Source organism: Comamonas sp. AG1104 (genome assembly GCF_003350425.1).
GTDB lineage: Bacteria > Pseudomonadota > Gammaproteobacteria > Burkholderiales > Burkholderiaceae_C > Comamonas > Comamonas testosteroni.
Window position 1 is genome coordinate 939,259 of record NZ_QQAS01000001.1, and the last position, 14,003, is coordinate 953,261.

A 14,003-nucleotide genomic window follows, 5' to 3' on the forward strand; every position below is an offset into this window, starting at 1 on the left:
CCTGTCAACAGAGTCTGCACTTTTTACACAGGTAATAACCCCAGCAAATTCTCACATAACAGTAAAATAAACAAATAGATTAGCGCGTATCGATAGTTTTTTTATTAACGCCTGTTTTCTGGGAACTCTGTGAAATTCAACATAAGCAAGATTTTTTGCAAGATTGATCTTAGGCGTTTGATCCTATTGCTCACGGTTGCCAGCGCATTTGTCTCCTTGGTTAATACATTCTACGCAGCCTATACAGTTCAACGCCAACAACTCATAGATGAAAATCTCAATGGGAATTTCGTCTACGCGACAAAACTGGCAAAGAGCACTGATGATTTCCTTAAGGCAGCCCAACAACAACTAGCTGCAAGCTCAGTCTATTTATCCAAAGACTTCAAAAACATCGAATTACTAAAATCAGAGTCAGAGAGACTCAAAACTCAGACAGAAAGCTTCAACTCTGTCCTTATAGTTGATGCTCGCTCTAGTGTGCTAGCTTCTTCACCTGAAAATCTGAAACTCACGGGAAGAACTCTCACAACACCAGGCATTGTAGAGTCGATAAAAACGCAGAAACCACTGATTAGTGACTCATATATTTCTACCATTGGAAATTTGCTGGTATTCATCTCTCACCCTATCCACGACCCATCTGGCAACTATTTAGGCATGGTTGGAGGAACGATCTACCTCAACCAACAGAGCATCCTCAACCATCTGCTTGGTACGCACTATTACAAAGATGGCTCATACTTGTATGTCGTCGATCAGAGCAAAAAGCTTGTCTATCATCCTGACCAAAATCGAGTAGGAACACTCGTGAGCGGCAATGAAATCATCGGGAAAATTCAAAATGGTGAATCTGGCAGCCAGATCGTCAAGAATACTCGTGGGGTTGAGATGATTTCAGGCTATGCAATTATTCCCACCACGAACTGGGGAGTCGTTGCACAGAGGCCCCTGTCAGCAACCCTTGCTCCATTGGACTCACTGATGAAGCAAGTAATTCTTAAGACGCTACCTATAGCGGTAATTTCTGTATTTCTAATCTGTTGGTGCGCAAACAGAATTGCAAAACCACTGCAATTGCTGTCTGAAGGCGCAAAAAACATAGGCCACCCGGAAACAGAGAAGAAAATACAGAAAATAAAATCGTGGTACGTGGAGTCCTATGAGTTGAAAAAAGCCATGTTAATTGGCATTTCCTTGCTCAATAGAAACATACAAAAGCTTCAGGATGATGTTAAGACTGATCCTTTGACCAAGCTTGGCAATCGTCGAAGCCTGGAAGCTGCATTGCAAAAGCTCGAAGCGTCCAGCCAGATTTTCTCAGTAGTTTCTATCGACATCGACCACTTCAAGAAGGTCAACGACACCTTTGGGCATGATGCAGGTGACATCGTCTTGCGTGACCTGGCCAAGCAGATGAAATCTGTCTCACGCGCAGATGACTTACCTTGTCGTGTTGGCGGTGAAGAATTCTTAATTGTCTTGCCTCAAACCAGCGAAACGACCGCAGTTCAAGTCGCAGAGCGCTTGCGCAAGCAAGTGGAAGCAGCAGTGTTTGAAGGCGTGGGCCACATTACCATTTCCCTGGGAGTGGCAAGCTGGCCGAACAGCTCTTCCGACATTCCAACGGTTATCAAATACGCCGACGAAATGCTCTACAAAGCCAAGCGTGAAGGCAGAAACCGCGTGGCTGTCTATCAACAATCAGAGGCTGAAGCAGTGCAGCCAGCATAAGGCGCGTGCTGGTCCTGCTTGACCAGCTTTTCACCCTGCTTCAACCCCCTGGGCAATGCCCCCAGTGTTCAAGCAGACGATGTCATTGAGCACTGTAGCCGGGCCTGCATCCTCTTCGGTACGGCGCCACCTGGTGTACTCGATGAAGTCAATGGCACGCAGATGCCTAGCATCCCGGTGCGCCAGCTTGGCCTTCTGCAACCGGGTGATGTCGGCCGTCTTGGACCGCCCCCATGCCACGATGCCTTTTGCATCGCTGACATAATCCTGCAGTATCTGCTTGAGGGTGACGAGACCTTGAATATGCAGGCCTGTCGCTTGGGCCTCCTCGATTTCTGCTTCACGTCTATGCAGCCACTCCTGCGATCTGAGCCCGAGACGATACGACGCCATCGGCTTTCCTTCTCTGGGTGATGGTCTCAATCAGTGCTCCATGAAACTCGGGGCGCATCAACGCAGCACTAACGTCAAAAACCCGGTAGAACGGGCTAAAACAGGGTCAAATTTCAGTGCACCACAAGGCACTTTTCATAGTATGAGCACCGAACAAACCGTTAAAAAACAACTAGATAGCAGCATGTGGCGCATGTCGGTGGCCCCTATGATGGACTGGACAGACAAGCATTGCCGCTACTTCCACCGACTGCTAAGCCAGCACACCCTGCTCTACACCGAAATGGTGACAACCGGAGCGCTGGTGCATGGCGACGTGGCTCGCCATTTGCGGTTTGAAGTCGAAGAACACCCTGTTGCATTGCAATTGGGTGGCTCAGAGCCAGCCGATCTGGCGCATAGCGCGCGCCTGGGTGAACAATGGGGCTATGACGAGATCAATCTCAACTGCGGCTGCCCTAGCGAACGCGTGCAGCGCGGCGCTTTCGGCGCATGTCTGATGAACGAGGCCGCACTGGTGGCCGATTGCGTCAAGGCCATGGCAGATGTGGTGTCCGTGCCGGTCACCGTCAAGCACCGGATCGGCATCGACAAAATCGAAAGCTACGACTTCGTACGTGACTTCGTCGGAACCGTTGCCGACGCAGGTTGTCAGGTGTTTGTGGTTCATGCTCGCAACGCCTGGCTCAAAGGCCTCTCCCCCAAGGAAAACCGTGAAGTCCCGCCGCTGCGCTACGAGGTCGTGGCACAGCTCAAGCGCGACTTTCCGGGCCTGACAATTGCCGTCAACGGCGGCATCAAGACCGACGAAATAGTGCTGCAGCAGCTGCAGCAGGTCGACGGAGTCATGGTGGGCCGCGAGGCCTATCACAACCCCTGGTGGATGTCGTCCTGGGATGCTCTTTACTATCAGGACAAGAGCAGGGAACGCACACGAGAGCATATTGAAGAGCAGATGGTGCTGTATATGGAGCGCGAAGCGCGCGAGCATGGCACGCACTGGTATTCGATTGCCCGGCATATGCTGGGGCTACGCAATGGCCTCGCCGGTGCACGCCGCTGGCGCCAGGTCTGGAGTGATCACCGCCTCAAGACCCTGCCGCCGCACGAGGTCATGAAACTGGCCCGCACCAAGCCGAACGAGATTCAACGGGAACCCGCAGAGCAGATGCTTTGAGCACTCATGAAAAAGCTGACTTCGGTCAGCTTTTTTACTTTCAAACTCAGTCAGATCCGGCCTGCGTTGCGCAATCCCAGCAGATCCGCCATTTGAAGGGAATTCACTACTTCGCATGTCAAACTGTGCTGTTATATTGCACTGCAACATAACCCGCAAAAGTGCGTCCCATGCTCTATCAGATCTACGAAATGCAACGCGCAATGGTCGAGCCATTTGCAGACTTTGCCCAGGCCGCCTCCAAGTTCTACAACAACCCTCACTCGGTCTTCAGCCAGGTGCCCATGGCCCAGCGCATGGCTGCGGGCTTCAACCTCATGTATCGCCTGGGCAAGGACTACGAAAAGCCCGAGTTCGATCTGCATAACGTCGAAGTCAACGGCGTGGATGTCACCATTCGCGAGCGCGTGGAGATCGACAAACCGTTTTGCGAGCTGCGCCGCTTCAAGCGTTTTTCCGACGACCCAGAAACGCTGGATCTCATGCTCAGCCAGCCTGTGGTGCTTATCGTAGCCCCACTCTCCGGCCACTACGCCACCTTGCTGCGCGACACTGTGCAAAGCATGCTGGGAGACCACAAGGTCTATATCACCGACTGGAAAAATGCCCGCATCGTGCCATTGTCCGAGGGTGAATTCCACCTGGACGACTATGTGAACTATGTACAGGAGTTCATTCGCTATCTGCAAGGGCGCTATGGCCAGTGCCATGTAGTCAGCGTCTGCCAGCCCACGGTGCCGGTGCTGGCGGCGGTCTCTCTGATGGCCAGCCGTGGCGAAGTCACGCCGCTGTCCATGACCATGATGGGCGGCCCCATCGATGCGCGCCGCTCGCCGACGGCCGTGAACAACCTGGCCGAAACCCGCAGCTACGAGTGGTTCGAGAACAACGTCATTTACGAAGTACCGAACAATTACCCCGGTGCCGGCCGCCGCGTCTACCCCGGCTTTTTGCAGTACTCGGGCTTTGTGGCCATGAATCCCGACCGCCACGCCAACAGCCATTACGACTATTTCAAGGACCTGATCAAGGGTGACGAAGCCAGCGCCGAGCATCACCGCAAGTTCTATGACGAGTACAACGCCGTACTGGACATGGACGCCGACTACTACCTGGAAACCATCTCCACCGTGTTCCAGGAGTACAAGCTGGTCAAGGGCACCTGGGAAGTCAGGAACGAGCAAGGCAAGGCCGAGCTGGTGCGTCCGCAGGACATCAGGAACACCGCCTTGCTGACGGTGGAGGGCGAGCTGGACGATATCTCGGGCGCCGGCCAGACCCGCGCCGCCCATGATCTATGCACCGGCATCGCTGCCGAGGCGCGCCACCATATCGAAGTGCAAGGCGCAGGCCATTACGGAATCTTCAGTGGCAGCCGCTGGCGCAAGACCGTCTACCCGCAAGTGCGCGACTTCATCCTGGCACATCAGCCCGCAAGTGCCACGGCCGCCAGCGCTGCTGGCCATCTGAGCAGCGTCAGCGACGACGGCCCCGAACTGGAAAGCAGCGAGGCCCATGCAGACAAGTCTGCCAAGGCGGTAAAAACAGGTCAAAATAGCGCCCCTGCCCAGAAAGGACGCGATGCCCATCGCGCCAGGGCGTAAAGGCTCACCAGACCAGAATGAACTCATCCATGTCCGCAGCCTCTTCGCTTCAAGCACTGGCTGCGAACATTGATGCAGCCCTGCCCCAGACACAGTGCACGCGCTGCGGCTACCCCGACTGCGCGTCCTATGCCCAGGCCATTGCCAGCGAAGAGGCCTCCATCAATCAATGCCCGCCAGGCGGTCAGGAAGGCGTGCGCCGTCTGGCTGCCATCACTGGCAGGCTTGAGTTGCCGCTCAACGCCGAAAACGGCATGGAAGCAGCGCGCACCCTGGCCGTGATAGACGAGGCCTGGTGCATAGGCTGCACACTGTGCATCAAGGCCTGCCCTACCGATGCGATTCTGGGCGCCAACAAGCGCATGCATACCGTGATTGCCGAGCATTGCACGGGCTGCGAGCTGTGCATCCCCGTCTGCCCCGTTGATTGCATAGAGCTTGTCAACGCCAGCGCTGAAGCCACAGGCTGGTCCGCCTGGAGTACTGGGCAGGCCGAGCATGCCCGCAGCCGCTATGGCGCGCATTTGCTGCGTACGGGCCGCAAGGCCAACGCACCGGTACGCACCACGGCACAAGCCCCAGCTGAAGAAGCTGGCGCTCAAGCCGACACACCGTCAACGCCCGCCACAGACAAAAAGGCCACGCTTGCCGCCATTCTGGCCAGGGCCAAAGCCCAGCGCGCAGGAGCCTGATACCCAGTCAGCCCCTGGCGCTTGAGAAAAGCGCTTTTGCTCCCGATGCAGCAAAATTCAATGGCGACAAGAGCCCATCAGGACCCCATTAGGCACTGATCAGGCCCTTGTAGACACCGCAGCCCCAGTACAAGCCTGCATGCTTGCAGACATAGGACATCTTGGTCTGCACCTGCTGGTTGCTGGGGTTGATGTAGTCGTATTCCACCCAGCCCGGACGAAGCTCGGCCTGGGCCATGATGTCGGCCATCAGGCTATCGCCGTCGATGCCGGGCACATCCTGAACGCGCAGCCCCACTTTGGCCGGATTGCCACCAAAGGCCCGGTATTCCCCCTCGGAAGACAAGGCAAACACATACATGTCGCGGTCGTGGAACGGCTGCGAAGGATCGGTGACAGTCTGCAGCAGGCTGGCAACACTGGACGAGCTTCTGGCTTGCCGCATGGTCGCATTCACCAGAGCCACCGCCTCCTCGGCCGTGCCCTGCTGCAGCCTGAAGCGCGACACCGCATCCGACAGATGCCGGGCGCGCAGCTGTAACTCCTGCGCCTGCTGAAGCGCCTGACCTACCATCTGGGCGTTGTTCTGGGTGATTTCATCGATCTGACGCACGGCATTGCTGATTTCCTGAAGGCCCGAGCTCTGGCTGCTGGCCGTGTCTGCAAGCGTCCCCATATGGGCGACCACATCGTGAATGGCCCGCGTCACTCCCTGGATCTCCTCGCCTGCACTGCGTAGCTGCTGCGTGCTCTGAGTGACCTGCTGCACGGTCTCGCCGATCAGTTGCCGAATCTCCTTGGCTGCTTCGGCGCTACGCTGGGCCAGCGTCCGCACCTCACTGGCCACCACGGCAAAGCCACGCCCCTGTTCACCGGCTCTGGCAGCCTCCACCGCTGCATTCAAGGCAAGAATATTGGTCTGAAAGGCAATGCCGTCAATCACGCCAATGATTTCCCGCATACGCCCAGCATTGCGCTCGATCAGCTCCACCGACTGCACCGCATGCTGCATGGCTTGGGCGCCCTGATCGGCAGCGGCGCACACGCCGTCAGCGCGGGAATGTGCTGCCTTGCTCACTTCTGCATTGTGCTCAACCGCTGCGGTGAGTTGCTCGACACTGACCACCGTCTGCGCCAGATTGCTCGCCTGCATCTCGGTTCGTTCAGACAAGGCCTGATGATCCTTGACCATGCTCTGTCCAGCCTGGGCCACCAGGGCAGCGTTGCTGCGAACATCGGCAACCATGGCCGACAGCGCATGCACCATGGACTTGGTGAGGCTTGATGCGGATACCCCTTGTTGCGGCTCTGCGGCAACGCCAAGACTCAGGTCTCCATGAGCGACTTTTTCAAGCGCAAGCTGCATGTCCAGCCACTGCTGCTGCCAGCTTCTGTGAAGAGCACCGACCCATAACAGCACTCCCAGGCCCCACAGCAGCAACCAACCCAGCTGCCATGTTCCGTTCAGGCCCAGCACTGGCAAAACAGGCCCCGCCAGCAACCATGGCAGCCCCAACCACAGCACCCCGGAATTCCTCACTCGTACGCGGTTTTTTTTGTCGGGCAAGATGCGCTTTTGCATTGCCTGTCTCCATTCGTTTTTTGTTGTTGACTTCGTTTGCTGACCTCGCAGCACGCTCACGGTAGCCACTTGCTCTGTCGTCCAGCTTACGTAACAAATTGCAATTCATGGAGCCTGCAAACCCGCAAACTCAAAACTATGAGCGCTGTTTTCTCATGCGAAAATGGCATCAGCCCATAATGTGCAACTATGAACCCCCTGCTCTCTCGCTTACAGCCTTATCCGTTTGAACGTCTTCGCCAACTGTTTGCCTCGGCTCAGCCACCTGAGGACCTGCGCCCTATCAGTCTGGGCATCGGAGAGCCACGCCATGCCACGCCAGCGTTCATTGAAAAAGCATTGAGCAGCGAACTGCAGGGCTTGTCCGTTTACCCTGCCACCGGCGGTCTGCCGGCCTTGCGCCAGGCCTGTGCGAAATGGGCCAACCAGCGCTACGGCATCGAGTTGGATGCAGCAACTCAGGTTCTGCCCGTCAATGGCTCGCGTGAGGCACTGTTTGCCTTCACCCAGGTCGTGGTGGACAACACCAAGGCCGGTGCGCGCGTCATCTGCCCCAACCCCTTCTATCAAATCTACGAAGGTGCGACTCTGCTGGCCGGGGCCACCCCCTATTACGCCGCCAGCGATGCCGCGCGCAACTTTGCCGTGAACTGGGATGCAGTGCCCGAGGAGGTATGGCAACACACACAGCTGATTTTTGTGTGTTCGCCCGGTAATCCCACGGGTGCTGTGATGCCGCTCGGCGAATGGGAGAAGCTGTTTGCCCTGTCCGACAAGCATGGCTTCGTGATTGCCAGCGACGAGTGCTACAGCGAGATCTACTTCCAGGAAGAAGCCCCGCTGGGCGGTCTGGAAGCCGCCCAAAAGCTGGGCCGCCATGACTTCAAGAATCTGGTGATGTTCACCAGCCTGTCCAAGCGCAGCAATGTTCCCGGACTGCGCAGTGGCTTTGTAGCGGGTGATGCGGCTCTGCTCAAGTCCTTCTTGCTCTATCGCACCTATCACGGCGGCGCCATGAGCCCCGTGGTGCAGACGGCATCGATTGCCGCCTGGGGCGACGAAGCCCATGTGCAGGAAAACCGCCGCCTTTATCGCGAGAAGTTTGCGCAGGTCACACCCGTGCTGTCCAAAGTCATGGATGTGAAGCTGCCTGATGCCAGCTTCTATCTCTGGGCCGGAATTCCACCGGAGTTGGGTATGGATGATGCACAATTCGCCAAAGAACTGTATATTCATACAGGCGTGACGGTTTTGCCGGGCAGCTACCTTGCGCGTGAGGCTCAGGGGTTCAACCCCGGCGCCAACCGCATTCGCATGGCTCTGGTAGCAGAAACGGCGGAATGCCTCGAAGCCGCTCAGCGTATTGCACAATTCATCGAATCCCGTACCCGCTGATCCAAATACAAGGCCTGTCAAGTGCAGGCCTTTCATGACTCAACGATTCACCTCAACTTTCGATCCTTGACCGAAAACATCATGACGCAACAACTGCAATCCATCATCGACAACGCTTGGGACAACCGTGCCAATATCTCGCCTTCCGCCGCCCCCAAGGAAGTGGTGGATGCCGTGGAGCACGTGATTGCCGAGCTCAACGACGGCAAGCTGCGCGTGGCCACCCGCGAAGGTGTGGGCCAGTGGACCGTGCATCAGTGGATCAAGAAAGCGGTGCTGCTGTCCTTCCGCCTCAAGGACAATGCCCTGATCAACGGCGGTGCACTGAACTTCTTCGACAAGGTCCCCACCAAGTTCGAAGGCATGAGCGAGGCCGAAATCGCCGCCACCGGCGTGCGCGTGGTGCCTCCCGCCGTGGCCCGTCGCGGCTCCTTCATCGCCAGGGGCGCCATCCTGATGCCCTCCTATGTGAACATCGGCGCCTATGTGGACGAAGGCACCATGGTCGACACCTGGGCCACCGTAGGCTCGTGCGCTCAAGTGGGCAAGAACGTACACCTGTCCGGTGGCGTGGGCCTGGGCGGCGTGCTTGAGCCCCTGCAAGCCAACCCCACCATCATCGAAGACAACTGCTTCATCGGCGCTCGCTCTGAAGTCGTCGAAGGCGTGATCGTGGAAGAGAACTCGGTTCTGGGCATGGGCGTCTACATCGGCCAGTCCACTCCTCTGTTCAACCGCGAGACCGGCGAAATCACCTACGGCCGCGTGCCCAGCGGCTCGGTGGTGGTCAGCGGCAACATTCCCAAGCAGACCAAGGATGGCAAGGACTACTCCATGTATGCCGCTATCATCGTCAAGCGCGTGGATGCACAGACCCGCTCCAAGACCAGCATCAACGACCTGCTGCGTGACTGATAGGGCCCTGGCCATGCTTGCGCTGCCTTGATTCAGGCACTGCCATGGCCGCCCCTGCTCACAAGCCTGCCCGCTCCCGAGCGTGCAGGCTTTTTTCATGCCAGAGATCAGCTTTGCGCATCAAGCGCAACCTGCACCGAGTTGACACACGCTAACATGCGCGCATAGAGAGGCTGAGCGAAAAGGATGAAGAAAAAATGAGCACCATGGAAAAAATTCTGCGTCTGATGTCCGAAAAAAAGGCCTCGGACGTCTATCTCTCCGCCCGTGCCCCTGCGCTGATCAAGATCAACGGCATCTGCATCCCCATCAACAATCAGGAGCTTCCGGTCGAAGCTCCGCTGGCCTTGCTTTCCGAGGTCGTCAAGCCTGAAGCCATAGAAGAGCTCAAACAGACGGGCGAGCTGAACATGGCCATTCCCATGAGCGGCGTAGGACGTTTTCGTATCAGCGCCATGCGCCAGCGTGGCTCCTATGCGGTAGTCGTGCGCTTCATCTCGTATCAGATTCCGTCGCGCAATGAACTGAATCTGCCCGCTATCGTCAGCGAACTGGTCATGGAAAAGCGCGGCCTGGTGCTGGTCGTTGGTGCAACGGGCTCGGGCAAGAGCACGACACTGGCAACCATGATCGAAGAACGCAACGAAAGGCTCACCGGCCACATCCTCACGGTGGAAGACCCCATCGAGTACCAGTTTCGCAACAAGAAATCCATAGTCAACCAGCGTGAGGTTGGCACCGACACCAGTACCCTCGCGACCGCACTCAAGAATGCGCTGCGCCAGGCACCCGATGTGATTCTGATCGGCGAAATCCGCGACCGCGAAACCATGTCGGCTGCGCTGGCCTATGCCCAGTCCGGCCACCTGTGCCTGGCCACTCTGCACGCCAACAACAGCTATCACACGCTCAATCGCATCCTGTCCTTCTTCCCCGAGGAGGTTCGCCCCAGCATGTTGGGCGAGCTGGCCGCCTCGCTCAAGGCCGTGATCTCTCAGCGCCTGGTCCGTACCGTCAACGGCACGCGCGTGCCGGCCGTGGAAGTCATGCTCAACACCAAGCTCATCAGCGACATGATCGTCAAGGGTGACTTCGGCGGCGTCAAGGAGGCCATGGAAAAATCCATGGCCGAAGGCTCGCAGACCTTCGAGGACGCACTGGCAGCCCTGGTGCGCAGTGGCACAATTGAGCGCAGTGAAGCGCTGGCCTATGCCGACTCGCCCACCAATCTGATGTGGCGCATGGATAATGACGTCAGCCACGCGGCCACTGCGGCCAACGCCCCGGCCGTCACCGATGTGATTCTGCCCGGCGATGACGATATGCCGTCCTTTACGGAAATCACCCTGGATGTCAGAACCGCCTGAAGCCGCCAGCCTAGGCGGCCTAGGCATTGTTTTAGTTTGAAGCCCCTCCATGTCCCGGACACTGCAACTGACCGAGCAGCTCATCAGCCTGCCCTCCGTCACCCCCGAAGATGCTGGCTGCCTTGAGCTGCTCGCCGATGCCCTGACGCCCATGGGGTTTACCTGCGAACGCCTCGATAGCGGCCCCGCAGACTTTCGCGTAAAAAACCTGTGGGCAAAACGCTCTCCAACGCAGAATCAATCTACACAAGACGCCATCGGTTCAGATAGGCCTGTGCTGGTCTTTGCCGGCCATACCGATGTGGTGCCGCCCGGCCCGCTCAAGGAATGGACCAGCCCGCCTTTCGTGCCCATGCACCGCGACGGCAAGCTCTACGGCCGTGGTGCTAGCGATATGAAGACCTCCATCGCGGCCTTTGTCGTGGCGCTGGAAGAGTTTCTGCAGGCCACGCCCGAGCCCGCCTTCGACATTGCACTGCTGCTGACCAGCGACGAGGAAGGCCCCTCGGTCGACGGCACCAAGGTCGTGGTCGAGCAGCTACGCCAACGCGGCGAACGCCTGGACTGGTGCATTGTGGGCGAGCCCACCTCGGTCAAGCAGACTGGCGACATGATCAAGAACGGCCGCCGCGGCACCATGAGCGGCAAGCTCACCGTCAACGGCGTGCAAGGCCATATCGCCTATCCGCAACTGGCACGCAACCCCATTCACGAGGCCCTGCCAGCACTTGCCGAGCTCGCCGCTACGGTCTGGGACCACGGCAATGCCTTCTTTCCCCCCACCAGCTGGCAGATCAGCAATATCCATGGCGGCACGGGCGCCAGCAACGTCATCCCAGGCCATGTGGTGATCGACTTCAATTTCCGCTTCTGCACCGAGTCCAGTTCCGACTCCCTGCAAAAGCGCGTGCATGAAATCCTGGACCGTCACGGCGTCGAATACTCGCTGATCTGGACCGTGGGCGGCCAGCCATTTCTGACCACGCCCGGCACGCTGGTGCAGGCCGTGCAGGCCGCCATCAAGGATGAAACCGGACTGGATACCGAGCTATCCACCACCGGCGGCACCAGCGATGGCCGCTTCATCGCCCAGATCTGCCCCCAGGTCATCGAAATGGGCCCGCCCAATGCCAGCATCCACAAGATCGACGAACACATTGCCGTGGCCGATATCGAGCCGCTGAAGAACATTTACCGCAAGACGCTGGAGCAACTCCAGCGCCAGCAGACCGCGCCCCAGACCGCATGAGAACTACCAACACAACCCTGATCTCCGGCAACACTGTTGCCGAACTGATTGCCAGCGGCACCCAGGCTCTCACCGCTGCCGGCGTTGCTTTTGGTCATGGCACGGCCACGGCCGAAGACGAAGCGGCCTGGCTGGTGCTCTGGAAGCTGGGCCTCCCCCTGGACAGCGAGCTCACTCCAGGCGCTCCGGAATCTGTCGCAAATCGGCCTGTTTCCCTTGATATACAAGCGCAAACAGCTACGCTTTTTGATGAGCGTATCCGCAGCCGCAAGCCCGCCGCCTATCTGACGAACGAAGCCTGGCTGGTAGGGGTCCCCTTCTACATCGACGAGCGCTCCATCGTGCCGCGCAGCTTCATCGCCGAGTTGCTGGCCGACGGCAGCATCGACGGCTGGCTGTCCGACAAGACCGTGCAGGTGCTCGACCTATGCACCGGCAACGGCTCTCTGGCCTGCCTGGCCGCCATGGCGTATCCCGAAGTCCGGGTGACCGGTGCCGATATCTCGACCGATGCCCTGGCCGTCGCCCGTATCAATGTGGACAAGCACGGGCTGCAGGATCGCGTGACACTGCTGGAAAGCAACGGCATGAGCCAGGTGCCCGGCCCCTGGGATCTGGTACTGTGCAACCCGCCCTACGTGAACTCCGACAGCATGGGCAAGCTGCCTGCCGAGTACCAGGCCGAGCCCGAGCTGGCCCTGGCCGGCGGCGCCGACGGCATGGACTTCATCCGCCAGCTGCTTCAGGACTTGCCTGCACGCCTGAACAAGGACGCCGTGGTGGTGCTGGAGATCGGCAATGAAAAGCCGTACTTCGAGGCAGCCTTCCCCGATCTGCCCGTGTTCTGGCTCGACACCAGCTCAGGCGACGAGCAGGTGCTGCTGATTACCGAGGAGGCGCTGCGCCACTGGTCCGAGGGCAATACCGCAGCCTTGCAACTGTAAGCTCTTTGTCCCGCATGCAAGGCACAGGCTGCTCAAGGCCCTGTGCCTTTTTCTTTATGCAGGTCTTTGAACAAGCGCTCAAGCCCGCTTGACTGCACTCAGATAGCGAAAGCCACCGCCCGCAATCTGCAGACCATCGCGCCGGCCTGCAAAGAAGCGGGCATTGAGCAGCGATGGTCCCAGATCCTCCTCCACCTCGAAGCCCGCTGCGCCCAGCAGCCCTGTCATGCGCTGCGGCGTGCTGGATGCATGCCAGGGTTCGCCACCTGCGGCCATCATCTGCGCCGTAAACTGCATCATCAGCTGTTCCATGGGATTGAGCTGCTGCTCATCCACTCTGTAGTCCAGCATGATGGTCGACCCTGTTGCCAGACGGCTCAGTGCAGATATTTCGCGCTCGACGGCCTCATCGCTCAGATACACCAGCAGCCCCAGCATCGACAGGCTGACTGGTGAATCGAGATCCATGCCGGCAGCCTTCAAACCCTGCACAGTCCCTGTTTCACGCAGATCAATACCAAGCTGACACAGGCTTGAGGGCAATCCCCAGCCATTGCTCTCATACAGCCGGTTCTTCCAGGTCAGCATTGCCGGCTGGTCCAGCTCAAAGATACGGACAGCAGGCAGCTGAGCCGCCATGCGCAAGGCCCAGGTATCCAGGCCTGCACCCACGATGGCGTACTGAATGCATCCCGCAGCCACGGCCTCCAGCAGACGGTCTTCGGCCCATCGGGCCCGGGCCACGACGCCGGCACGCAGCGACCGCGAAGCCACATCGTTATGCACCAGAGGCTGACGCAGCAGCTTTGCGGCCTCCGCGCTGCCGAGGGTGGCTACGGCAAAACGGTCAGCGAAAACCGGCTCGTCCTCCAAAATTTGATGAACGGCGCGTGCCATGGCAACACGCAGGGCCGAGGGGCTAGGGCAAACAATCGCAGTCATCGCAAAACT

General features: G+C 58.3%; 12 protein-coding genes. 9 read left to right on the top strand and 3 right to left on the bottom strand.

Annotated elements, in window-relative coordinates:
* Nucleotides 1–129: 129 nt before the first annotated feature.
* Nucleotides 130–1,734: a sensor domain-containing diguanylate cyclase gene (locus DFO48_RS04110; RefSeq protein ID WP_114862599.1), complete on the top strand. Its 1,605-nt coding sequence runs from the start codon at nt 130–132 to the stop codon at nt 1,732–1,734.
* A gap of 30 nt (nt 1,735–1,764) precedes the next feature.
* On the opposite strand, the gene DFO48_RS04115 is transcribed toward DFO48_RS04110, so the two are convergent.
* Nucleotides 1,765–2,127 (bottom strand): hypothetical protein, encoded by a 363-nt coding sequence (locus DFO48_RS04115; protein ID WP_114862600.1) that lies wholly within the window; start codon nt 2,125–2,127, stop codon nt 1,765–1,767.
* Between the two features lie 142 nt (nt 2,128–2,269).
* On the opposite strand from DFO48_RS04115, the gene dusA reads away from it, so the two are divergent.
* The 3 genes from dusA (at nt 2,270) to DFO48_RS04130 (ending at nt 5,600) form a co-directional block, all read left to right on the top strand.
* Entirely contained in the window at nt 2,270–3,304 is a 1,035-nt protein-coding gene (gene dusA, locus DFO48_RS04120) for a tRNA dihydrouridine(20/20a) synthase DusA (protein WP_114862601.1), read from the top strand.
* A 170-nt stretch (nt 3,305–3,474) separates the two neighbouring features.
* Nucleotides 3,475–4,908, top strand: a complete 1,434-nt coding sequence (locus tag DFO48_RS04125; RefSeq protein ID WP_114862602.1) for a polyhydroxyalkanoate depolymerase — start codon at nt 3,475–3,477, stop codon at nt 4,906–4,908.
* Nucleotides 4,909–4,937: 29 nt separating this feature from the next.
* Nucleotides 4,938–5,600 carry an RnfABCDGE type electron transport complex subunit B gene (locus tag DFO48_RS04130; protein ID WP_199406946.1) on the top strand — a complete coding sequence of 221 codons (663 nt, stop codon included), beginning with the start codon at nt 4,938–4,940 and terminating at the stop codon, nt 5,598–5,600.
* Between the two features lie 88 nt (nt 5,601–5,688).
* Here the strand turns inward: DFO48_RS04130 and DFO48_RS04135 are convergent, their stop codons facing one another.
* Nucleotides 5,689–7,182 carry a methyl-accepting chemotaxis protein gene (locus tag DFO48_RS04135; protein WP_114862604.1) on the bottom strand — a complete coding sequence of 498 codons (1,494 nt, stop codon included), beginning with the start codon at nt 7,180–7,182 and terminating at the stop codon, nt 5,689–5,691.
* 189 nt (nt 7,183–7,371) lie between these two features.
* Here DFO48_RS04135 and dapC point away from each other — a divergent pair, with 189 nt between their 5' ends.
* From dapC to prmB, 5 genes are all read left to right on the top strand, one after another.
* Nucleotides 7,372–8,577 (top strand): succinyldiaminopimelate transaminase, encoded by a 1,206-nt coding sequence (dapC, locus tag DFO48_RS04140; protein ID WP_114862605.1) that lies wholly within the window; start codon nt 7,372–7,374, stop codon nt 8,575–8,577.
* An 81-nt stretch (nt 8,578–8,658) separates the two neighbouring features.
* Nucleotides 8,659–9,492, top strand: a complete 834-nt coding sequence (gene dapD, locus DFO48_RS04145; protein WP_003075060.1) for a 2,3,4,5-tetrahydropyridine-2,6-dicarboxylate N-succinyltransferase — start codon at nt 8,659–8,661, stop codon at nt 9,490–9,492.
* Nucleotides 9,493–9,689: 197 nt separating this feature from the next.
* Nucleotides 9,690–10,859 carry a PilT/PilU family type 4a pilus ATPase gene (locus tag DFO48_RS04150; RefSeq protein WP_114862606.1) on the top strand — a complete coding sequence of 390 codons (1,170 nt, stop codon included), beginning with the start codon at nt 9,690–9,692 and terminating at the stop codon, nt 10,857–10,859.
* 49 nt (nt 10,860–10,908) lie between these two features.
* A complete protein-coding gene (gene dapE, locus DFO48_RS04155; RefSeq protein WP_003075056.1) occupies nt 10,909–12,108 on the top strand; it encodes a succinyl-diaminopimelate desuccinylase in 1,200 nt (399 codons plus the stop codon).
* A complete protein-coding gene (gene prmB, locus DFO48_RS04160) occupies nt 12,105–13,052 on the top strand; it encodes a 50S ribosomal protein L3 N(5)-glutamine methyltransferase (protein WP_114862607.1) in 948 nt (315 codons plus the stop codon). The genes dapE and prmB overlap by 4 nt, the downstream gene beginning before the upstream one ends.
* 78 nt (nt 13,053–13,130) lie before the next feature.
* On the opposite strand, the gene DFO48_RS04165 is transcribed toward prmB, so the two are convergent.
* Nucleotides 13,131–13,994: an SAM-dependent methyltransferase gene (locus DFO48_RS04165; RefSeq protein WP_114862608.1), complete on the bottom strand. Its 864-nt coding sequence runs from the start codon at nt 13,992–13,994 to the stop codon at nt 13,131–13,133.
* Between the last annotated feature and the right edge of the window lie 9 nt (nt 13,995–14,003).